Source organism: Enterococcus sp. SB12 (assembly GCF_030910025.2).
Classification (GTDB): Bacteria; Bacillota; Bacilli; order Lactobacillales; family Enterococcaceae; genus Enterococcus_B; species Enterococcus_B faecium.
Genome location: NZ_CP175675.1, coordinates 1,333,563 through 1,355,178, shown reverse-complemented (window position 1 = coordinate 1,355,178; position 21,616 = coordinate 1,333,563). Strand labels below are relative to the sequence as shown.

Sequence of the window (21,616 nt, the reverse complement as noted above, 5' to 3'; positions counted from 1 at the left end):
ATGAACATTGACTGCCGCATAGATTAGAATCTATGCGGTTTTTTGTGTAAAGACAATGACCGCTTTGGCCATTGTCTTTTTTTGTAGACTGGATACTTGCCTGATTATAATAAATAAAAAGATTGACTTTGCAGGAGGAAAAAAATGAAAAACAAACGATTAATAACAGTTGTAGTAATTATTTTAGTTTATTTAGCAGGTGCATTTATTTATGGAAAAGCCTCAGGCGAAAAAGAAAGTACCTCGACGAACCAGACAAAAAAAACAACAGTCGTTGGGGTATTGCAATACGTGAGCCATCCGGCATTAGATGAGATTTATCGAGGAATCAAAGATGGTCTGAAAGAAGAAGGATTAAAAGAAGGAGAAAATCTTGAGATCAAATTTCAAAATGGACAAGCCGATCAGAGCAAGCTAGCCACAATGAGTCAACAGCTAGTACAATCTGATCCAGATGTCTTGATTGGAATCGCAACACCTGCCGCTCAATCATTAGCAAACACGACTTCATCGATCCCAGTTGTGTTAGGTGCTGTAACGGATCCTGTGGGGGCTGGATTAGTCGCTTCTTTAGAGAAACCTGGTGGTAATGTAACAGGTGTTTCTGATCAGCCGCCTGTTGCTTCACAAATCAAGCTTGCTTCTGATTTGTTGCCAAATGCAAAAAAAGTCGGAATCTTGTATGCTTCTTCAGAGGATAATTCAAAATACCAAGTAGCACAAGCAGAAGAAGCTGCAAAAAAAGAAGGGTTAGAATCAGTAAAATATGCGGTGCCTTCCACTAATGAGATTGCACAAACGGTTCAAGTGATGAGCCGACAAGTCGATTTTATCTATGTTCCATTAGATAATACCATTGCCAATGCGATGCAAACAGTGGTAAAAGAAGCAAACAAAGCAAATATCCCCGTCATTCCATCTGTGGATACAATGGTGGAACAAGGTGGACTAGCAACAATCGGGATCAATCAATATCAATTAGGGCTTCAAAGTGGTAAGATGGCGGCAGAACTTGCGAGTGGAAAAGAAAAACCGGAAACGACGCCTGTTTATACATTTGATCAAGGGGATACAGTGATCAATCAATCTCAAGCTGATCGCTTAGGAATCATTGTTCCCCAATCGATGAAGGAAAAAGCCAAAATCATTACAGATGACTCGCAGCAAGAAACATCTAAGGAGGATGACAAATGATCGTATCAGCTATTTCACAAGGCATGCTTTGGGCAATATTAGGATTAGGGATTTTCATGACTTATCGGATCTTAGACTTTCCTGATATGACGACAGAAGGGTCCTTCCCATTAGGTGCTGCTGTCTGTGTGACAGCTATTACTCATGGGGTAGCGCCGATTGTAGCTACATTATTAGGCGTAGGTGCTGGCATGATAGCAGGACTCGTTACGGGGTTACTTTATACAAAAGGAAAGATACCGGTTATTTTAGCAGGGATTTTAGTGATGTCAGGATTGAACTCAGTTATTTTGTTTGTGATGCGAACACCAAATCTTTCTTTATTGAATCATCCGATTCTACAAGACAGCTTCCATCGCTTTGGGTTACCTGATTACTTTGACACAGTCCTTCTTGGCTTCATCTCTTTGGGCATCTTGATTGCTGTACTGCTATTCTTCTTCAATACAGATTTGGGCCAAGGCTATATTGCGACAGGAGACAACGAAACGATGGCTCGGTCGTTAGGGATAAAAACCGATCGTATGAAAATTTTAGGTTTAACTTTGTCGAACGGTGTCATTGCATTATCCGGTGCGCTGATTGCCCAGAACGACGGATATGCAGATGTAAATAAAGGGATTGGCGTAATCGTCATCGGTCTTGCTTCCATCATCATCGGTGAAGTGATCTTCCAAGAATTGACGCTAGCAGAAAGATTGATTGCTATTGTTGTCGGCAGTATCATTTATCAGCTATTGATTTTAGTAGTAATCAAACTAGGGTTTGACACGACTTATCTGAAGTTGTTCTCCGCTATCATCTTAGCTATTTGTCTGATGATCCCGCAATTGAAGAAAGCACTGAACTTAAAAACGGGTTTTGAGAAGGAGGCATAGTAATGACTGATATATTGACAATCAAAAATGGCAGAAAAGTCGTAAACAATGGAATGAATGAAGAGAAAGTACTATTGGATGAAATTAACCTTACAATCAGAGAAGGGGACTTCATCACTGTCCTTGGCGGGAATGGTGCTGGAAAAAGCACACTGTTCAATACGATCGCTGGTACGCTTCAACTCAGTCAAGGATCGATCTCTTTTAAAGATCAGCTGATCACAAAAGATTCAGAAGAAAAAAGAGCACGATTCCTTTCTCGAGTTTTCCAAGACCCCAAGATGGGAACGGCTCCTCGGATGACAGTAGCAGAAAATTTGCTACTTGCACAAAAAAGAGGTCAAAAACGGAAATTCCGTTTACGTAACTTGAAAAATCAAAAAGAAGATTTTTTCAGACTATGTAAAGAAGTCGGTAATGGCCTAGAGCAACACTTGGATACTCCAGCGGGTGAATTATCTGGTGGTCAACGCCAAGCATTAAGCTTGCTGATGGCGACGATCACAGCTCCTGAGTTACTATTATTAGATGAACATACTGCAGCTTTAGATCCTAAAACAGCTAAAGCATTAATGCGATTAACAAATCAGCGGATCAATGAACAAAAATTGACTTGTCTCATGATCACGCATCGAATGGAAGACGCCTTGAAATACGGAAATCGTCTGATCGTACTCCAAAAAGGGAAAATCGTTCAAGATATTTCTGAAAAAGAAAAGCAACATTTGACAATGGGCGACCTTTTGCAGTTCTTTGAAGAAGTAGTGGATTGATTTCGACAGAAAAATTCCTTTCAGTAGAAGGACTTGAAAACTCATTGACATCTTCCTTTGATTCATCCTATACTTAAAACAATAAACAATTAAACATATTTGGGTGTTTTGTAGGATCACGTAGTCAATGATTTTAACAATTAAATAGAATATTCTTTGCTCTGACAAGTAAACGATGAGAAAAGAATTTGCTACTTTGCCACCTAGACGTTTCGTACTTTTTCGTATCAAACGCTAAGTGGCTTTTTTTATTGAAGCAAGAACAAAGGAGGAATAAGATGATTTCTGGACAAACCAAATTAGCTGGGCTCTTTGCTGATCCAGCTTCTCACAGTTTATCTCCATTGATGCACAATACTGCTTTTGAAGCAAACAACATCGATGCGGTGTATTTAGCTTTCAAAGTAAATCCAATGAATTTGAAGCAAGCAGTCGAAAGTATTCGAACTTTTGATATGTTAGGTGTAAACCTTTCGATGCCGAATAAAACAGCGGTTATTCCTTATCTGGATGAGGTAAGCCAGGAAGCGCAATTGATCGGAGCAGTGAATACAATCGTGCACGAAAAGGGTCGTTTGATTGGCTATAATACCGATGGTGCGGGCTTCATGCAATCCGTGCAAGAAGCTGGGATTTCGATCAAAAAGAAAAAAATGACTCTACTGGGCGCTGGAGGTGCAGCAAAGGCAGTCACTGTTCAAGCAGCGTTAGACGGCGCTGAGGAAATCGTAGTTTATAAACGAAACAACCAAACATTCGCTCAAATAAAAGAAACATTCGAACAACTCAGCTATCGAACTTCTTGTAAGATAAAAGTTCGTGACTTTGCCGATACGCATCAATTAAGAAAAGACTTGAAAGAAAGCTGTCTTCTAGTCAATGCGACAGATATCGGGATGGGAAAGAAAATCAATCAGTCACCGCTCTTAGATATAAGCATGATGCATGAGAATCTAGCGGTTTTTGATTTGATTTATGCACCTAGAGAAACACGTTTATTAAAAGAAGCAAAAAAAGTAGGAGCAAAAGGATACGATGGACTTGGCATGTTGATCTACCAAGGAGCAATCGCGTTTGAATTATTGACAAAGGAAAAGATGCCGATCCATGTGATTGAAAAGCTGTTTGATTAAAAAAGGATAATAGATAAAGATCTTTTATTCTCGCATAAACGGTCTCAAGAAAAGTAATCCTTTATGTATCGAAGCATTTATTTCGTTATTTTTTATTAAATTATCAAAAAATGATAGGCTTTTGTCGATTGGTTATCGTATCCTTTATTTATCAGTAAGAAACGAGGAGGAACCACAATGAGTCGGATGGATCGCTATAAGGACATCCATAAGAAGGCGAAACCTCTGAAGCGGGATACGGGGAGTATTTTTGCTAGAAGAGAACGAAAACGAACGCGTATGGAAAATGAGGAAGATGCTACCCGTATTTATGAAAGAGAGCAGCATTCATTTGAACATTTGAACCAATACGAGCAACAGATATACAGAGATGCACCAAGAGCAGAAGAACAACAAAAAAATAAAAAATTTTTCAATCGGCAAAAGAAGAACAAACCGTTAAAACCTCGAAGAAAGCGATCGTGGAAAAAAATCATTCTATCGATTTTGCTTGTTTTGATCCTTTATTCAGGTATCTCATTTTTTATTGGTAAATATGTAGCTGAACATGACACAAGCTTAGAGGCAGCGACTTCAGAAACCTTTCATGGGCAAAAAGCGACGAATGGTGCGCATAATATTTTGATCCTTGGAAGTGATACACGCGGAGAAGATGCCGGGCGAGCCGATACGATCATGGTCTTACAGTTGGATGGCCCTTCCCATAAGCCGAAACTGATTTCTTTTATGCGTGACAGCTTCGTTACGATCCCAGGGGTAGGACAAAATAAGATCAATTCAGCTTATGCATACGGAGGAGCCGATCTAGTGCGTCAAACTTTAGTAGAAAATTTTGGAATCGATTGTCAATACTATGCGAAAGTCGATTTCAAATCGTTTGAAAAAGTGATCGATGCCTTATTCATGAACGGAGTGAAGATCGATGCAGAAAAAGATCTGAATCTGGATGGTGTAGATATTAAAAAAGGGGTCCAGAAGATGGATGGACATGTTCTTTTGCAGTATGCACGTTTCCGAATGGATGAACAAGGAGACTTTGGCCGTGTCAGACGCCAACAGCAAGTAATGAACGCTATTTTCAGCCAATTGAAGAATCCGTTGAATCTGATCCGTGCACCTTATGCAGCTGGTAAAGCTTTAGGGTATACATCCACAGATGTCACTGCTTGGTTCTTGACGAAAAACCTCTTTTCGATTGCACGAGGAGCTGGTGGCATTGATCGAATAAGTGTGCCAGTAGACGGTTCGTGGAATTATGGGCAAAGTGATTATGCTGGCAGTATTCTTGAAATTGATAATCAAATGAATCAATCTGCTATTACAGATTTTTTGAATAAATGATCATAAAAAAGATCAAGAAGAAGCTGCGCAAGGCTTTTGTCATGAATCAATCAAACGATTCACTCGTAAAAAACGCTTTCTTATGGTAGATTTAACCAAGAGAGGAGCTGTTTACATTGGATATCTATCTGAACTTCAAAAATGAGTCGCGTGAAGCCATCGCTTTTTATGAAAAAGTTTTTGAGACTGAAGCATCAGGTATCACCACATACGGTGAAATGCCTGGAATAGAACAAATGAACTTGCCAGAAGAAGCAAAAAATCTAATCACGAATGCACGGCTGAACATTTATGATACATTAGTTATGTTTGCAGATACGCCAGAAGGAATTGGTCCTGAATTAGTTGTGGGAAATAATGTTTCTTTAGTCATCCAGACAAGAAATGAAGAAGAAACGAAGCGCCTATTTGAAAGCTTAGCTGAGGGTGGTAAGATTGAGATGCCACTGGATGCTGTTCCGTGGGCTCAATTGTATGGGATGGTAACTGATCGATTTGGCATCAACTGGCAGATCAACCAAGAGTGACAGCTAAAGATGAATATTTTTTGGAAACATCATGCAGCAAACGGAACATCGATTGTTTGCGGCTCTTTGTCAAATGATGTTGGTAAAGAGAAATCTTAGAATAATTGGAGATCAAGTGGATCAGTTCCTCTTGATCTTTTTTAGTTGAAAATCAATGCGTTGCCATGACGAATCATGATGCGCAATTTGAAATTATAAAAGCTACGAAAGCCATATGCATTTCGTTTTAACACTTTGATATGGTTGTTCAGACATTCAAGTGGGCCATTTGAATAACTTTGTTGTAAAGCATTTTTGATTTGTGGCAGAAATTTCTGGAACGTTCTCAAGGTCGTCTGATAGCCTTCGGGAAGCATGATATTATTGGTAAGTAGTTCTTCAAACGATACGTAGTCTCGTTCCTTTACAGCGTAAAGAAAGTCTTGATATAACTGATAGCCTACACGCAAAGCAGGGCTCCCTTTCAGTAAGCGATCCACAATATCGGTCTCTGTTAAATGAGCTTTGAAGCCAGGTCGCCAAAGGCGTCGAGTATAATCAAGCTTGCGTTCATCTTTTTGAAGAAGTTTCCAGTATCTTTTTAATTGCTTACCTAATTGATAGTGTTTTTGTTCTTTGCTTTTTAATAGTTGGTTCGTTTCTTTGATTCGATGATTGCGAAAGGTACGACCAATATGTTGGACGATGTGAAACCGGTCAATAATCAGCTGTGCTTTTGGAAACAGCTTTTTAACGAGCGATACATAAGGAGCGTACATATCAATCACGATCCATTCGACCGCTTCACGAATTTCTCGTGAAAAATGACTAAAATAACGTTTTAAAAAAGGCAGTTGTCGGTTCTCGACAATGTCCAATAAGCGCTGTGTTTGTCCATCCATCATGATGAAACTCATAGCACCTGAAACACCCCGAACTGATTTGAATTCATCAAAACAAAGTACCTTAGGTAACGGTGTCCGAAAAGGATTCAACGGACGATAAAATCGCTTCATAATACGGTAAACAGAAGAGACCGATAGATTTTTCTGAGCGGCGATCTCTGTCATTGAGGTATTTTTTCAGACGAGTCACGACAGACCAGCGGACTTTCTCACTGATGAAACAATGTTTTTTCGCAACAGAAGTATCTGCGACAAAGGTCCGCTGACAAGCTTTGCATTTGAAGCGTTGCTTTTTCAATTCGAGGTAGGTACGGTATTCAGAAACATCGTTCATTAACAACCGGACGGTTGTTGTACCCCAACGCACAATATCTGAAGCAATCTGGTGTTTACAGTGGATGCATTCTTGGGCTGTATAAATCAAGTTTCCACGATAAATATGACAGATTTGCCCTTTGTATTTTTCTTTTGTGAGACAATTTTCGTTAAAAGTAACTGATAAGTCTAGAATATCTAATGTTTCTTTGATAAGGTGAGTGTAAGACATCTTGATTCCTCCTTTTGGGTTGGTTCGCCAAATTAATTCTAAAGGATTTCAAGGTGTCTTTTCTATATGTTTTGGAAAATAAAAAAGATGCTGGTGTCATCCACCAACATCAAAAAGTATAGAGCCTTGTTTGCTTGATGTTTTTTGTGCCTATTTCGACTATACGGTATCTTTTTTTTATTGCCAGATGCGAAAATATGTTCCATAATAGAGAAGTCCGCAAAAATCAAGTAACGGAGGTCAGAAGATGAAGACGGTGATACTAGCTGAAAAACCTTCACAAGCAAAAGCCTATGCCGAAACCTTCCAACAGCGAAAGCGACATGAAGGGTATTATGAAATCAGCGATCCATTGTTTGCTGGTGAAGTAACCATCACTTATGGTTTTGGACATTTGGTAGATATGGTTGCTCCAGGAGCTTATGAAGAGCGTTGGGCAAAATGGTCGTTAGAAAATTTGCCTATTTTCCCAGAAACCTTCCGTTACGAAGTTCCAAGGGACAAACGTACACAATTTTCGATCGTAAAACGAGAGTTACAGTCAGCTGATACCATCATTATTGCAACAGATGGTGATCGAGAAGGTGAAGCCATCGCGTGGTCGATTATTCGACAAGCAAACGCATTTTCTAAGGAAAAGAACTATTTACGTTTGTGGATCAATTCTCTTGAAAAAGAAGCAATCTATGATGGTTTTAAGAATCTTCAACCTGGGAAGAACTATTTTCCAAAATATAAAGAAGCGCAAGCAAGGCAGAACGCTGATTGGCTGATTGGAATGAATGGAAGTCCATTATATAGCTTGCTACTTCAACGAAAAGGGATTGATGGCAGTTTTTCTCTTGGTCGTGTACAAACACCGACACTCTATATGATTTATCAGCTGCAAGAAGAAATCAAACACTTCAAAAAAGAAACGTACTTTGAAGGAGAAGGTTTAATTACGACAAACAAAGGGCAGTTTTCTGGAAAAGTCGTACAAAAAAAAGCATTTAAAACCCAAGAAGAGTTAACGAAGGAAATAGAAAAACTTGGAGCGCATTTAGGTAAGCAAAACGGACGGATTCTTGAAGTTACGAAAAAGGAAAAGAGGTTGCATAGTCCACGTTTATTTTCGCTATCTAGTTTGCAGACAAAGATGAATCAGCTAATGAAAGCAAGTGCCAAAGCTACACTTGATGCTGCTCAAGGATTGTACGAAAGCAAGTTTCTAAGCTATCCAAGAACGGATTCCTTTTACATTACAGAAAATGAGCATCAGTATCTGGTTAAACATCTGCAAAATTATAAAAAATTTTTAGGAATAGAAGAAGTACAGACAACTGAGATCAAAGCAAAGAAACGATATGTCGATGCGAAAAAAGTTCAAGAACATCATGCAATTATTCCGACAAAGACGATTCCGACTCCTGCACGCTTTGCGAAGCTTTCCAAATTACAGCAAGCAATCTATTTGCAAGTTTTGCGCACTACTGTGGCTATGTTTGCTGCAGATTATATCTACGAAGAGACGACCGTAATGACGGGCGTACAGCAATTAAAGCTAAAAAGCATCGGAAAGATCCCATTACAGCAAGGTTGGCAGGAAATCTTACGCATCAAGTCAAAAAAGAAAGAAGCTCAGACTCTTCCTCCTATCGTAGAAAATGAAGAAGCAGAAGTAGAACTGAAAAGCATGGAGAAAGAAACACAACCTCCAAAACCCTATACCGAAGGAACGTTGATCACAGCAATGAAAACTGCGGGAAAAACGCTGGATAATGATGAAGCGCAAGAAATTCTCAAAGAAGTAGAAGGAATAGGGACAGAAGCTACACGAGCCAATATCATTGAAAATCTTAAGCAGAAGCATTACATCGAAGTCAATAAAAACGAAATAACTGTTACGCCAAAAGGAATCACTCTTTGTAAGGCAGTAGCCAATGAACCATTACTGACGAGCGCAGAAATGACTGCGCACTGGGAAGGGTACTTGAGAAAAATTGGTAAACAAGAGGGGACACCATCTGTTTTTTTAGAGAATATCAAAAAATTCATCCTACATTTATTAGCAGAAGTTCCTAATCAAATCGACAAGGTAGACTTTTCAGATGAGATTAGCGGGACACGACAGATAAAAGCGATGGAGAAGAAAAACGATCAATTAGGAAGATGTCCAAAATGTAAAAAGGGGATAGTCATGCTTTATCCTAAAATCGCTACATGCTTGAATCCGGAATGCGACTTCAAATTGTGGCCAACAGTAGCTAAAAAGAAGCTGACTAAAACGAATCTCAGAGATTTGCTTTCAAAAGGAAAGACAAGTAAAGTTGTCAAAGGTTTTACTGGTAAAAAAGGGAAATTCGATGCAGTTTTAGTATTAAAAGAAGATATGACAATCGGTTTTTCTTTTCCTTGGATCGAAAACAGTGGAACAAAAGCAGTAGATGGAAACAAAGAAACATCAAGAAAAAATAATGAAAACGAAGTAGAGTAAATGAAAACAATGAAATAGCAAAATATTTATTCCGAAAAGTGAGAATATAAATACCAATAAAACTAAAAAATATCAGTCAATCAAGCAAAAATGTTGGGGTAGGCTGATTTTATATAGATAGCAAGGAGTTTTTTTATTTGAAAAAAGTGCATTCATTTTTAAATTATCTTATGGGAGCAATTACGATTGTGGCTGTGTACCAAGCATTTCTAAAGTATCCTGATTACGGGACGAAGTTGTTGTCATTGACGCACAATCAAACAGCATATTCACCAACGTTGATTTTATCGACTTTGACTGCAGGAGCTAAAAGCGCTACTTATTTTTTTCATAAAACGACAAGCATGCTAAAGCGAAAGAAACAGCGAAAACAATTGTTGATGGTGGTAGCGGCTATGATCATTATTTATTTTCTACCAGTTATTACACAAGTATTTCATCAATATTTTGGTTAAGAATACGAGAGTTTGTGACAAAAGTCATGTCACAAACTTTTTTCTTTGTCATTTTTTCGTAAGAAAAAGAAAAATAAAAGTATATACATTGATTAAATGTATATACTTGGATATAATGTACTTACTATAGAATGAGAATGGTATAGAGGGTGGCGAAATATGAAAAAAATGAAAAAGTATAAAATTAGAAAATCTGGCAATAGCGATGTGACAACTATCCCACCAGAAGTAAAAGAATTTATAGGTGTGCAGACAGGTGACGCAATCAGTTATGTTTTTCAATCTGATGGTTCTGTACGAATGATCAAAGCACAAGAAGAACCTGATATTGATTCATTAGTTGATTCGATCATGAATCAATATGAAGACGCGTTAAAAGATTTATTTGGTTGATTTATGAGGTATCTTTCGACTAAAGAAATTATCAAAATCAACGCGAAAGTTATTTTACGTCACTCGCCAGGCGAAATGATCGGTGTAAAAGATGCAAATGCATTAGATATGGCCGTCAAACAGCCTTCACAAGTAGTATTTAATCAAGAACTCTATCCCGAAGTCTATGAAAAAGCGGCGATTTTAGCAATTAATTTAGCTAAAAAACATCCTTTTCATAATGGCAATAAACGAACTGCTCTTGTTGCCATGTTGTTGTTTCTTCAATTGAATAATTGTCCAGTTGCTTTTTCTCGTCAAGAAGCTGTTGATTTTATCATGATGATTACCACTAGTTCATTGGATTTCGATTCACTAAAGTCCAAGATAACCAATTATTTACGACAAACCGCAATAAAATGAACGAATTAAAAACTTTATTTCTCAATTAGATCAGCATGTCATTAAGGAATATGCTGATTTTTTTATGGTTAATCATACAAAATAGTTTTTTCATAAAAATATGGAAAATATGGATTAATTTTGAAATAATTGATTTAAAAGGAATACAAAAGAGTGAATAGTAGGAAATAGTAATTTAGAACTAGTGGGCTGATTTTTTATATATTTTAGTTAACATAATATATATTATACAAAGTAGATTCAAAAAATGATAAACCTCTCTCGAACGGTTTTTTATCAAAAATCGTCATTTTTCCATCAAAATCTGCTTATGCAAAATTATAAAAAAATTTTGCAGTTTTTCTTACTTTTTTTGTCGTTTAATTGAATGATAAAAACCAGTTTCTTTATTCAGTTAATCAAATATGAACGAATTAGATATTTGCCGTTGCAGAAGGATTTTTTAATTAACCACAGATAAACATTGATAACGATTCGCTTATTGTAATCAACAGATTAAATTTCATATGTTCATATGTACGGATACATTTTTGGACCGATTAATTTTAACCATTCTGTTTATTTGCTTACCTATTAGATATCAATAAAAAACTGCTTAACAGCTATTTCAGCTGTTAAGCAGTTTTAGGATTTTTAGTTCATATTCATTGTTTCTTATAATACAGTGTTCAATACTTCTCTTAAAGCACTTGTTGATTTGCTGAACATTGCTTTTTCTTCTTCGTTGATTGATAATTCAACAACTTCACGAACACCATTTTCGTCAACGATTGATGGCACACCTGTAAAGATATCTTTTTCGTCGTATTCACCAGTTAAATAAGCAGATACAGGCAATACAGCTTGTTCGTTATTCAAGATAGCTTTTACGATACGTGCAGTACTCATACCAATACCATAGTAAGTTGCTTTTTTACGATCAATGATCTCATAAGCAGCATTACGGACTTTATCAGCAATCACATCTAATTCATCTTGGGCAATACGATGGTCTTTTTCTACAATTTCAAACACTGGTTTACCACCGACAGTTGTATGTGACCATGCAGCAACTTCTGAATCACCATGTTCACCTAAGATATAGCCGTGGACGCTGCGTGGGTCAACTTTTAATTTCAATGCGATTTCTTTACGGAAACGAGTTGTATCCAATGTTGTTCCAGTACCGATAACACGTGATGTTGGCAGACCAGATTCGTTCCAAGCGATATATGTCAAAATATCTACTGGGTTTGAAGCAACAACGATAATACCGTCGAATCCTGATCCCATGATTTCTTTTACGATTTGGCGCATGATTGACGCATTTGTTTTAACTAAATCTAAACGAGATTGACCAGGTTTTTGGTTGATACCAGCTGTGATAACAACGATATCAGCATCTTTACACTCTTCATAGCCACCTGACCATACAGCCACATTTTCATCGCCCCAAGCCATACCATCTAAAAGGTCCAATGCTTCCCCTTCTGCTTTTTCTTGATTCACATCGATCAATACTAATTCATTAGAGATTCCTTGGTTGATCATTGCATAAGCGATACTTGTTCCAACAAAACCTGTACCGACGATTACTACTTTACGACTTGTTTTTTTCATGAATAAACAGCTCCTTTTCATAACTATTTGTTACTTTCATGAAAAGTATAGTCTTGTTTATTCATTTTATCAACATGTTAATTATAATAGTTGTTATTATAATTTTTGATGGAAACGAATTCCTGAATACGCATAACAGATAAATGACAAATGTTTACACCTATATCCCCTGATAATACAACCAAAAGTTTAGAACTGAAAATAAATCCAAAAAAAATTCGCTGCAACGATATAATAAGACAGCAACCGCACCTAAAACAATTTTCCTTCATATGCTTTAGTGAAAGATTTTCTTCTTAATGTTTATTTCTCCATTCATTGGGAGTACATGTTGAATACTTCTTGAATAATTTGAATAAAGAAGTCGTTTGTTTATATCCGATACGATTAGCGATTTCTTCCAACGAAAAACTCGTTTCTTGAATCAGTTCCAACGCAAAGTCGAATTTTTTCTTTAGAACCAGTTCTTGAAAGGAAGCATCAAAATACATTTTCAATTTATTACTAAGATAGACCGGATTGTAGCCAAAATGAGCTGCTGTTTCTTTTAACGTACAAGAAGTAAAATGCTTATCGATATAATCTAATACTCTAAGCATCTCATTTTCTGCGCATCCATCTGCTGATGAAAAGCTTTGTTGTTCTAATAAATGAGTCAATTCGATCAGTAATAGTGATGTATAGAGATTTAACGAACGGATCTTATGACTGTATGTATCAAAATAAATCAACAGCATATTTTCAATCAAATGCGTCAAACGACTTGTTTTTCCGCCGCGAAAATGAATGAATTGTGTATGTTCCCCTTTTTCTTTTGATGCATTGATCAAAAAAGAAGAAAGTAGATTATTTGTGCTTGCCAAATGATTCAATATCTCTGTAGATAAGGTTTCTTCTTTTAATAAGATGTTGATTAAAATATCCTCTTGCCCTGTGTATTCGATTCTTTGAGTAGCTTCTTTATCAATGATCACCACGTCACTTTCTTCCATCTCTATCCTTTCTCCATTGATAATTTGTAAACATGTACCGTTATACATATAATTGATTTCAACAAAATCATGTGTATGCTCGGGAACTTCCGCATATCGACGGTGTTTACTGATATGAATATTTCCCTGTTGAAATAGATCTCCTCGGTGGATTTTTGGCGGTGTCTGAAGATGGTAAGCTAAGTTTAAATCATTGATATTCATTCCTTGTTCACGCTGCAGAGTTTCGATTGATTCTTCGTTACGCAAAAAAGTGTCTAATTCAGCTAGTTCCAATTGACTCCCTCCTTTTTGTAAGTGGTTTCTTTCGCTTATTAGTTTACGCTGTACTGCTATTATATGCAAAGCTATTTTTGGTTTCATAAAGACTTTCTATGGTTGGGACATGAACTTCCTGTGATTCCGCTATTGAGAGAATAACCACTTCATACTATATTTTTGATAAGCGCTTACAAAAATGAAAGGAACATGCTTATGAATAAAAAGATGATGAAATTTTCTCTGCTGTCAGTCTCTCTTATTCTGACTTCTGCTGGTGCAGTCACGTCTGCAATTCCCAGTATGTCAGCTACTTATGTCACGCGTTCTTTATCTGCTGTTGAATTATTAACGACTGCTCCCTCCTTTATGGTCACTATTTTTGTTTTGATTAGTAGTTTTATTGCTAGGAAAATCGGACAAAAACAAACTGTGATCATCGGATTAGTGATTGCATCGATTTGTGGTATCCTCCCCCTCTTCTCACAAAGTTACAGTATTGTCTTAGCTTCAAGAGCTGGACTAGGTATTGGCTTTGGATTGATCAATTCTTTGGCAGTCAGCATGATTGCTGCCTTTTATCACGGAGATGAACGAGCCTCTATGATTGGTTTTCAAAGTGCATTTCAAGGATTTGGTGCAGCTTTAATGACATTTGTTGCAGGACAGCTAGTACAGTTAGGTTGGCAATATACCTTTTTAATCTACGCCATCAGCTTACCTATTCTTGTCTTGTTTGTTTTGTTTGTTCCTACACCTGAAACAACTGAACTTCAATCACATGGCAAAGCCCCAACAAGACAAGTAATCAAAACGAATCCTAAAATGATTAGTTATGGTATTTTTCTCTTGCTGGTCATCGTGGTATATAATGCTGTATCGATTAAATTAGCCACAGTCCTGACGACTTATTCTCTAGGAAACGAAACTAATGCAGCGAATATCTTAACAATCATGCAATTGGCAAGTATGGCTGCCGGAGTTTGTTTTGGCTGGCTTCAGACAAAAGCACATCGCTATATGCTTACACTTTCTTTACTACTGATGGGAATCGGCTTTGTATTGATTGCCACTGTGATAAACCTGTATGTGATTGGGTTTGGTGCGATCCTAACAGGAATTTCTTTTTCGTTATTCATTCCTTACTTATTCAACCAAGTAAGTATCCAAGCGCCCAAGCACGCGGAGAGTTTCAATACTTCAATCTTATTGGTTGGCGCTAATTTAGGTACTTTCATTGCACCATATGGTTTGCTCTTTCTCTCTTTTGCTTCTCTTGGGAGTAAAACACTTGCTGTTTTCGTCAATGGCAGTATCTTGCTGTTGATTAGCGCGCTTATTAGCCTTCTAGTAGTACACAGGACGAATAGAAAGACAGTGATAAGAGTAGATGAAGAAATAAAAGAACAATTGACAACAAAATAAATTTGATGGAGGTCGTGTAAAATGACAAATGAAAAACATAAAGATAGATGGCTTTGGTATCCTGGAGACTTTGAGATCCGCCATGGACTGCTACAAAATTTCCAACGGGAAGAACGAGGTTTTGACTGGCCAGCGTACTGGTACATGGATGATTGCCATCGGAACGTCAAGTTTAAGAGATATTACTTTCTTGATCAACCTTCCATGTTTAAAGTGACGATCCAAGGAGTTGGGTATGTAGAAATTAATGGACAAAAACATCCATGTGGAAAATGGCTGACTTGTCCAGCTGGTAAAGCAAAAATTCGTATCTTTGTAGGACATACATCAGGGCTACCAGCGATGTTTATCGAGGGAGACGAAGTAAAATCAGATATTGGCTGGACAGCAAGTAATTTTATTGAAGAATATCCAGCTGGCTGGAGTCCGCTTTATGTCGATATCGCAAAAGACCCAAATCAAATCTATTATCAAAAAGAATGCGTCCATCCAGTCACTGAAACGGAGACTGGCGGAGGAATCTTATTCGATTTTGGGCGAGCAGTGAATGGCTGTGTAGAACTAATATCTCTGGATGACCACATCGAATCTATCACTCTATGTTATGGAGAGTCCGATGTAGAAGCTATGGATATCGATTATTGCTACTATAAGCAAATAGGAATGACAAGAAAAATGAAAGCTCGTAAACGCGCTTTTCGCTATTTGTTTATACCAGAGGTTTCTACTGGAATGGTTCAACTTCAAGTTTTTCATGAATTTTTATCTCTTTCGAAACAAGTTGCTTTTTCAAGCGATTCTTCTTTACTGAATCAGATCTGGTCAGTATCAGAAGAAACCTTCAAGTTATGTAGTGATTTGTTTTTTATCGACGGTATCAAACGAGATCGCTGGATTTGGTCTGGAGATGCGTATCAATCATTCATGATCAATCAATATCTTTTTTTTGACGAGGAAATCAATAAACGAACGATATTAGCATTAAGAGGACAAAATGAAATCAAGCAGCATATGAATACTATCGTTGACTATTCGATCTTGTGGTTGATTGGTATCGAAAACCACTATATGATGACGAAAGACTATGAATTTTTACGCATCGTCTACCCTAAGATGCAATCATTAATGAGATACTTGATGGAGCAAACGAATGAATTAGGGTTTATTTATGGGAGAGCAAAAGATTGGATATTTATTGATTGGTCTGAAATGGATAAAGAAGGAACGCTTGCTGCAGAACAAGTCTTATTACTGAAAGCCTATCATTCCATGATCACTTGCGGAGATATCTTAGCTGAAACATATGGAGAGAACGAAAATTATCATACTCATCTCTATCAAGAAAAATATCAACTATTGAAACAAAACCTATTTGACTACTTTTGGGATGAAGAACTTGGCGCTTTTATCGATTGCTATGAATCTGGGAGAAGAAATGTGACGCGTCATGCGAATATTTTCGCTGTTTTATTCGATTTTGCTAACAAAGACCAACAGCAATCGATCTTAAAGAATGTCTTATTGAATGACACTATCACACAGATTACTACTCCATATTTCAAATTCTATGAACAAGATGCTTTATGCAAACTCGGACAGACGAATATCGTCTACCAAACGATTCTTGATTATTGGGGAGGGATGTTATCTCATGATGCGGTAACTTTCTGGGAAGAATACGACCCTACTCAAACAGGAAATGAAAAGTACAGTATGTATGGAGATCCTTATGGAAAAAGCTTATGCCATGCATGGGGAGCAAGCCCAATCTATCTTTTAGGACGCTATTTTATCGGTTTGTATCCAACAAAGCCAGGTTATGAAGAATTTATGATACAACCTAATCTAGATTCATTTGAAACACTGAATTGTACGCTACCTATCAAAGATGGAAAGATTTCGCTTGAAAAAACAAAAGATAAGATCGTGATTACTTCTGATAGAACAGGCGGAACAGTGAAAATGAATGGTAAAAGTTATCCTCTTCTAGCAAAACAGCCACTTGTCTTAACAAGCTATTCAAAAATAAATGCATAAAACAAAAAATTGCTTGCGACATATCAGAATACTTTAAATCTTCTTCTGATATTGTCCAAGCAATTTTTATTTTGAAGTTTACTTAATTCTGTTCTTTAGAAACAATGTTTGTTCTTTTTCCGGCAAAAAGAAAGCTAGATAATACGACAAGTAAAAAGAAAGCGATGATTCCAACTGTCAAGGCCATTTGACCGTATTCTCCTAGTTTCCCAAGTACAAGTCCTGGTACTAGATAATCAGTATCGGCAAATGTAGAAGAAGCGATTTTAAGATCTCCTAATACTGGAAGGATAAATAATGGCAGCCAACTAATCAATAAGCTATTGAAAGCAGAACCTAATACCGCCCCTCTTCTACCGCCAGTCGAGTTGCCGAAGACACCAGAAGCAGCTCCGCAGAAGAAATGTCCTACTACCCCAGGAATGATAACTGTAGTTTGCAAGCCTATCATAGCAAACATGGATAGTGTTCCTACAAAGAAGCTAACAAAAAAGCCAATTAATACAGCATTAGGTGCATATGGAAAAACGATAGGAACATCTAATGCTGGTTTAGAATCGGGTACGAGTTTTTTAGCAATCCCTTGGAATGCTGGAACGATTTCTGCCAATACCATTCGAACCCCTTGAAGGACGATAACAAACCCAGCTGTGAATGTTCCAGCTTGGATCAGTGCAAAGATTACAGCGTTGTCTCCATTGCTTAGTTCTCTTTCAACAAATCCAGGACCAGCTAACAAAGCAAGTGCGACATATACGATTGACATCAAGAGCATGATCGATACAGTAGAATCTCGCAAAAAGCTGAAACTTTTAGGAATCTTTATGTCCTCTGTAGAACGGTCTTTGTTTCCAAAAAACTTTCCGATCCATCCACTAGAAGCATAACCGATATTTCCGGTATGCCCTAACGCAACTTGATTGTTTCCAGTGATGTTCTTCATAAACGGTTGACAAAGAGCAGGCGTAATAGTTAATAGTGTTCCTTCGAAGACCCCGCCTAATAAGATCATCCACAAATTTGCAGTAAACCCCGCGCTTACTAAAATGACTGCTGTTAGACAAGAAACATAAAGCATTGCTTGACCTGTAAGAAAAATGAATTTATATCTTGTGAACCGAGCAAGTAAAATATTCACGATCATCCCTACTAGCATGATCAAAGCAGTAGGTGTACCGTATTGTTGCAAAGCAATCGCCACTACTGCTTCATTGCTAGGAACTACTCCTTGAGTATGCAGAGCTGTTTGGAACATCGAAGCAAAAGGGGTTAGTGAATTACTGATTAGACCAGCACCGCCGATCAGTACTAGGAATCCGACAAATGTTTTGATAGTTCCTTGGATCACTTCTGAAAATTTCTTCTTCTGAAGAACGAGACCAAGCAGTGCAATCAAAGAAACGAGGATGGAGGGCTGACTGACGATTGACACAAACAAATTCAACAATTTATCCATTGATAGTTCCTCCCTTGAATCATTTTTATTCTTTTGACAAGATCTTCGTTACTTTTTCTTTTACTTCTTCGCTGTCAATGATCGATTGCAAAGGTACGAGCTTTTCATCAGGTATAGAAGTTAGCGTATCTTTCAAAGAATGCTCAATGAAGAAATAATCAGCCATATCGCTAGATACACTTCCAACATCCGTATGACTTACTTCAAACTCGTCCACATCTGCTCCAAGATCTGCAAGTGCTTGTTTGATGTTCATCTCTACCATAAAACTTGTTCCTAATCCACTTTGACATACTGCAAAAATTTTCATATCATTCGTCTCCTTTTCTTATGATCGCTAATATTTCTTCTTTTGTTGATGCGTGTAATAAATCTTGAAGATTTTGTTTATTAGAAAGTAGCTTTGTTAAATTTGCCAACGCCCGAAGATGCGCCTCATTATCGATAGCAGCTAAACAGATAAACAAACTAATGGGATGGGCAGGATCATCAAGCAGATCCACAGGTTGTTGAAGTTTCAGCAAAGACATCCCTACTTCATTTACGCCATCTTCTGGACGAGCATGAGGTAATGCAATGTGGTCGCCAATATGGATAAACGCACCATACTGCTCCACGCGCTCAATCATAGCTTTGATATAACTTTCTTCTATTTTATTTTCTGATAATAGCGGCTGTGCGGCAAATGTGATTGCTTCTTGCCAGTTTTTTGGTTGATCCGATAATTGGATCATTTCTTCTGTTAATAATTCAGATAGCATAGGACGTTGATCCTCCTTCTTTTCTAAAAGTTTGTTCATTTTACGATTTAATACTTGATAGAGCTTTTCTTCGTCTACGCCTTCTTTTAATTCGATATAAGGCAGTAGCGCCGACAACAATTCTTGGGCAGAAGGCATTGAAAATCCTGGTATCAGCCAATCTCTTTGTACTTGATTGATCAGCTGATTTTTTTCCAAGTCAGTCATGATTGGATGCAGAACATAGAGAGACTTTTTCTTATCAGTAAGTGTGAGAGGTACAGTAGAAAAAATAATATCGTAAGAAGTTTCGTCAACCTCGTGTAAGCGGTCAGCTGAATTAGTCTCTGTAAAAAAGATCATCGGGAATAATTGCTGAAGTTCACTTTTTAAGATCAATGAAGAGCTAATGCCACTTGGACAGACGATCACGGCTCTTATTTTTCTATTTCTTTCTTCTGCGTCCGCTTTTCTGATCTCTCCGCCAAATAGTATAGTGAAAAAACCAATCTCTTCTTCAGGGATGCTCTTCCCTATTCGTCTTTCTAACGGAAGTAATGCTTTTCTTGTCATTTCGTAGATGGAAGCATATTGATGCTTAATTTGATCGATCATCACATTAGGTAAATAAAAAGAATAGGAAATACGAAAATAGGCAGGGACCAAGTGATAAAAGACATTCATCAATAATTCACGAAACGAATCAAATTCTACGGCCATCAGGAATTCCATGCGATGGATGACTTCTGAAGAACATTCCAGCAAAAAATCAAGTGCAGGCTCCTGGACATCTCCTTCAACGATCGATGCTAAGCAAAGAGAGAAAAATATAATCTCCGAATTTTGATGTTCGGAATAGCCAAGGCCAGTCAATACTTGTCGACTAATGTCAGTGACTGCAAGAGAAGCCAACAGTTCAGCATCTTTTACCAGTTCCATGGATGTTTTTCCAATTCGAATGGTTGTCAAACTCAAATAATAAGCTAATTCATCCATTCGATTTGGTGCGAATCGAAGATCTGATAGTGAAATCGTTTTATCTAGCAAATCTCTAACTTTGGCGTAATAATCAATGGAAAGGGTTGCGGTTAAATACGTGAGCCCAAATCTTCCAGCAAGTGACTGCATCAAACGAGCAGTGCGATTTTTTGCTTCTCTTCTTAATATTGCTTCTGACCCTAGCAGCCTAAAACCAGTTTTCCTAGTATACGACAGCTGACAATCTTCCACTTCTAATTCATTTCTTATCTTTTTGATATCTGACAGGACTGTCCCTTTAGAAACCTGAAGAAAATCTTGAAAATGAAAAACAGAAACAGACGTTGCAGTCGAATAAACCATCAAATAAAGAAGATCTCTTCGCTCTTGTTCGGTATACACAGCTTCAAATCGAGTAATATCCAAAAATTTTTCTGCCCAGTCGATTGCTCGGAATTTCTTTATACGGATATGGGTATCATCCACATATTCGGCAAAAGGAGTTAATTGTTTGATCGCCTCGCTTGTATTTACTTCGATGATCTCTGCTGCTTTTTCTAGACTGATTTCTCTTGGTGTTTTCAGGAGATAACTAATTTTGTAGTTCACAGCGCTGTTCACCTCCTACTTATATTCTAGTATGGTAGCGCTTTTAAATCGAGGGGTGTTTGGTACAACTTACAGTTGGATTTTTTTTACGACTGTACCGAACGACTTCTATCGAATGGATACAGAAAAAAAGCAGGTGACCAAATGTCTCCTGCTTTTATGAATTGATTTCGTCCGATCAATGATGATCATGTTTATTTTTTGAGGTCAGTTCTTCAAATTTTTCTTTGACATCTTCAACCGCTTTTTCGATATCTTTTTCAAAGTGATTGGGCTCATTAGGCTTTGTTTCCTCTTCTACAGAATTTGAACCAGATAAAGCTATTTCTTTATTTTCTGTTTCACCAGAGTTTGTGCCAGCTAATGATTCTTCTTTGTCTTCTGTTTCACCAGAATTAGTTCCTGCTAAAGCCACTTCTTCTTCTGTTTTAGGGGCCATTGAACCTCTTAATCGTTTGTGTTTTTCACCGTCATAATTTGTCATGTTGGTTCCTCCTAGTAGTTCTATACTTTTTCATC

General features: G+C 37.5%; 18 protein-coding genes and 1 pseudogene. 12 read left to right on the top strand and 7 right to left on the bottom strand.

All coding sequences use genetic code 11. The annotated features are described in order from the left end of the window. Positions 1-144 precede the first annotated feature (144 nt). From trpX to RBL01_RS06665, 6 genes are all read left to right on the top strand, one after another. Positions 145-1,194 carry a tryptophan ABC transporter substrate-binding protein gene (gene trpX, locus RBL01_RS06690; protein WP_002299729.1) on the top strand — a complete coding sequence of 350 codons (1,050 nt, stop codon included), beginning with the start codon at positions 145-147 and terminating at the stop codon, positions 1,192-1,194. Next, the gene (locus RBL01_RS06685; RefSeq protein WP_002289631.1) at positions 1,191-2,072 is read left to right on the top strand and encodes an ABC transporter permease; all 882 of its coding nucleotides are present in this window, start codon (positions 1,191-1,193) and stop codon (positions 2,070-2,072) included. The genes trpX and RBL01_RS06685 overlap by 4 nt, the downstream gene beginning before the upstream one ends. A 2-nt stretch (positions 2,073-2,074) precedes the next feature. Further along, a complete protein-coding gene (locus RBL01_RS06680) occupies positions 2,075-2,845 on the top strand; it encodes an ABC transporter ATP-binding protein (RefSeq protein WP_002300968.1) in 771 nt (256 codons plus the stop codon). Positions 2,846-3,123: 278 nt separating this feature from the next. Then, entirely contained in the window at positions 3,124-3,978 is an 855-nt protein-coding gene (gene aroE, locus RBL01_RS06675) for a shikimate dehydrogenase (protein WP_307780890.1), read from the top strand. Between the two features lie 177 nt (positions 3,979-4,155). Then, the gene (locus tag RBL01_RS06670) at positions 4,156-5,319 is read left to right on the top strand and encodes an LCP family protein (RefSeq protein ID WP_002295866.1); all 1,164 of its coding nucleotides are present in this window, start codon (positions 4,156-4,158) and stop codon (positions 5,317-5,319) included. Between the two features lie 116 nt (positions 5,320-5,435). Continuing rightward, the gene (locus RBL01_RS06665) at positions 5,436-5,846 is read left to right on the top strand and encodes a VOC family protein (protein ID WP_002299733.1); all 411 of its coding nucleotides are present in this window, start codon (positions 5,436-5,438) and stop codon (positions 5,844-5,846) included. A gap of 140 nt (positions 5,847-5,986) precedes the next feature. On the opposite strand, the pseudogene RBL01_RS06660 reads toward RBL01_RS06665, so the two are convergent. Continuing rightward, positions 5,987-7,277: pseudogene (locus RBL01_RS06660) on the bottom strand (ISL3-like element IS1251 family transposase). A 247-nt stretch (positions 7,278-7,524) separates the two neighbouring features. Here RBL01_RS06660 and topB point away from each other — a divergent pair. The 4 genes from topB to RBL01_RS06640 all read left to right on the top strand — a co-directional run bounded on the left by topB (position 7,525) and on the right by RBL01_RS06640 (position 11,003). Beyond that, positions 7,525-9,753, top strand: coding sequence for a type IA DNA topoisomerase (gene topB, locus RBL01_RS06655; protein WP_002327915.1), 2,229 nt, complete (start codon positions 7,525-7,527; stop codon positions 9,751-9,753). A 170-nt stretch (positions 9,754-9,923) separates the two neighbouring features. Then, entirely contained in the window at positions 9,924-10,208 is a 285-nt protein-coding gene (locus tag RBL01_RS06650; RefSeq protein ID WP_002317704.1) for a hypothetical protein, read from the top strand. Between the two features lie 159 nt (positions 10,209-10,367). After that, the gene (locus RBL01_RS06645) at positions 10,368-10,601 is read left to right on the top strand and encodes an AbrB/MazE/SpoVT family DNA-binding domain-containing protein (RefSeq protein WP_072538460.1); all 234 of its coding nucleotides are present in this window, start codon (positions 10,368-10,370) and stop codon (positions 10,599-10,601) included. A 3-nt stretch (positions 10,602-10,604) separates the two neighbouring features. Continuing rightward, positions 10,605-11,003: a type II toxin-antitoxin system death-on-curing family toxin gene (locus RBL01_RS06640; protein WP_002327039.1), complete on the top strand. Its 399-nt coding sequence runs from the start codon at positions 10,605-10,607 to the stop codon at positions 11,001-11,003. A 654-nt stretch (positions 11,004-11,657) separates the two neighbouring features. Here the strand turns inward: RBL01_RS06640 and RBL01_RS06635 are convergent. Continuing rightward, on the bottom strand, positions 11,658-12,602 hold the full coding sequence (locus RBL01_RS06635; RefSeq protein ID WP_002289717.1) for an L-lactate dehydrogenase: 945 nt from the start codon (positions 12,600-12,602) through the stop codon (positions 11,658-11,660). A 296-nt stretch (positions 12,603-12,898) separates the two neighbouring features. Then, the gene (locus tag RBL01_RS06630; protein WP_025477785.1) at positions 12,899-13,843 is read right to left on the bottom strand and encodes an AraC family transcriptional regulator; all 945 of its coding nucleotides are present in this window, start codon (positions 13,841-13,843) and stop codon (positions 12,899-12,901) included. Positions 13,844-14,035: 192 nt separating this feature from the next. Between RBL01_RS06630 and RBL01_RS06625 the strand changes: the two genes are divergently transcribed. After that, entirely contained in the window at positions 14,036-15,277 is a 1,242-nt protein-coding gene (locus tag RBL01_RS06625) for an MFS transporter (protein WP_258410477.1), read from the top strand. A gap of 21 nt (positions 15,278-15,298) precedes the next feature. Continuing rightward, positions 15,299-17,314, top strand: a complete 2,016-nt coding sequence (locus RBL01_RS06620; RefSeq protein WP_002318773.1) for a family 78 glycoside hydrolase catalytic domain — start codon at positions 15,299-15,301, stop codon at positions 17,312-17,314. An 82-nt stretch (positions 17,315-17,396) separates the two neighbouring features. Here the strand turns inward: RBL01_RS06620 and RBL01_RS06615 are convergent, their stop codons facing one another. The 4 genes from RBL01_RS06615 to RBL01_RS06600 all read right to left on the bottom strand — a co-directional run bounded on the left by RBL01_RS06615 (position 17,397) and on the right by RBL01_RS06600 (position 21,581). Next, positions 17,397-18,770, bottom strand: a complete 1,374-nt coding sequence (locus RBL01_RS06615; protein WP_002306740.1) for a PTS ascorbate transporter subunit IIC — start codon at positions 18,768-18,770, stop codon at positions 17,397-17,399. A gap of 25 nt (positions 18,771-18,795) precedes the next feature. Beyond that, on the bottom strand, positions 18,796-19,080 hold the full coding sequence (locus RBL01_RS06610; protein WP_002286047.1) for a PTS sugar transporter subunit IIB: 285 nt from the start codon (positions 19,078-19,080) through the stop codon (positions 18,796-18,798). A gap of 1 nt (position 19,081) precedes the next feature. After that, on the bottom strand, positions 19,082-21,097 hold the full coding sequence (locus RBL01_RS06605; protein ID WP_002324095.1) for a BglG family transcription antiterminator: 2,016 nt from the start codon (positions 21,095-21,097) through the stop codon (positions 19,082-19,084). Between the two features lie 178 nt (positions 21,098-21,275). Continuing rightward, a complete protein-coding gene (locus RBL01_RS06600; RefSeq protein WP_002318775.1) occupies positions 21,276-21,581 on the bottom strand; it encodes a hypothetical protein in 306 nt (101 codons plus the stop codon). Between the last annotated feature and the right edge of the window lie 35 nt (positions 21,582-21,616).

Coding starts and splice junctions, on each gene's coding strand:
- trpX (WP_002299729.1), top strand. CDS start 145: ATGAAAAACAAACGATTAATAACAGTTGTAGTAATTATTTTAGTTTAT.
- RBL01_RS06685 (WP_002289631.1), top strand. CDS start 1,191: ATGATCGTATCAGCTATTTCACAAGGCATGCTTTGGGCAATATTAGGA.
- RBL01_RS06680 (WP_002300968.1), top strand. CDS start 2,075: ATGACTGATATATTGACAATCAAAAATGGCAGAAAAGTCGTAAACAAT.
- aroE (WP_307780890.1), top strand. CDS start 3,124: ATGATTTCTGGACAAACCAAATTAGCTGGGCTCTTTGCTGATCCAGCT.
- RBL01_RS06670 (WP_002295866.1), top strand. CDS start 4,156: ATGAGTCGGATGGATCGCTATAAGGACATCCATAAGAAGGCGAAACCT.
- topB (WP_002327915.1), top strand. CDS start 7,525: ATGAAGACGGTGATACTAGCTGAAAAACCTTCACAAGCAAAAGCCTAT.
- RBL01_RS06650 (WP_002317704.1), top strand. CDS start 9,924: ATGGGAGCAATTACGATTGTGGCTGTGTACCAAGCATTTCTAAAGTAT.
- RBL01_RS06645 (WP_072538460.1), top strand. CDS start 10,368: ATGAAAAAAATGAAAAAGTATAAAATTAGAAAATCTGGCAATAGCGAT.
- RBL01_RS06640 (WP_002327039.1), top strand. CDS start 10,605: ATGAGGTATCTTTCGACTAAAGAAATTATCAAAATCAACGCGAAAGTT.
- RBL01_RS06635 (WP_002289717.1), bottom strand. CDS start 12,602: ATGAAAAAAACAAGTCGTAAAGTAGTAATCGTCGGTACAGGTTTTGTT.
- RBL01_RS06620 (WP_002318773.1), top strand. CDS start 15,299: ATGACAAATGAAAAACATAAAGATAGATGGCTTTGGTATCCTGGAGAC.
- RBL01_RS06615 (WP_002306740.1), bottom strand. CDS start 18,770: ATGGATAAATTGTTGAATTTGTTTGTGTCAATCGTCAGTCAGCCCTCC.
- RBL01_RS06610 (WP_002286047.1), bottom strand. CDS start 19,080: ATGAAAATTTTTGCAGTATGTCAAAGTGGATTAGGAACAAGTTTTATG.
- RBL01_RS06600 (WP_002318775.1), bottom strand. CDS start 21,581: ATGACAAATTATGACGGTGAAAAACACAAACGATTAAGAGGTTCAATG.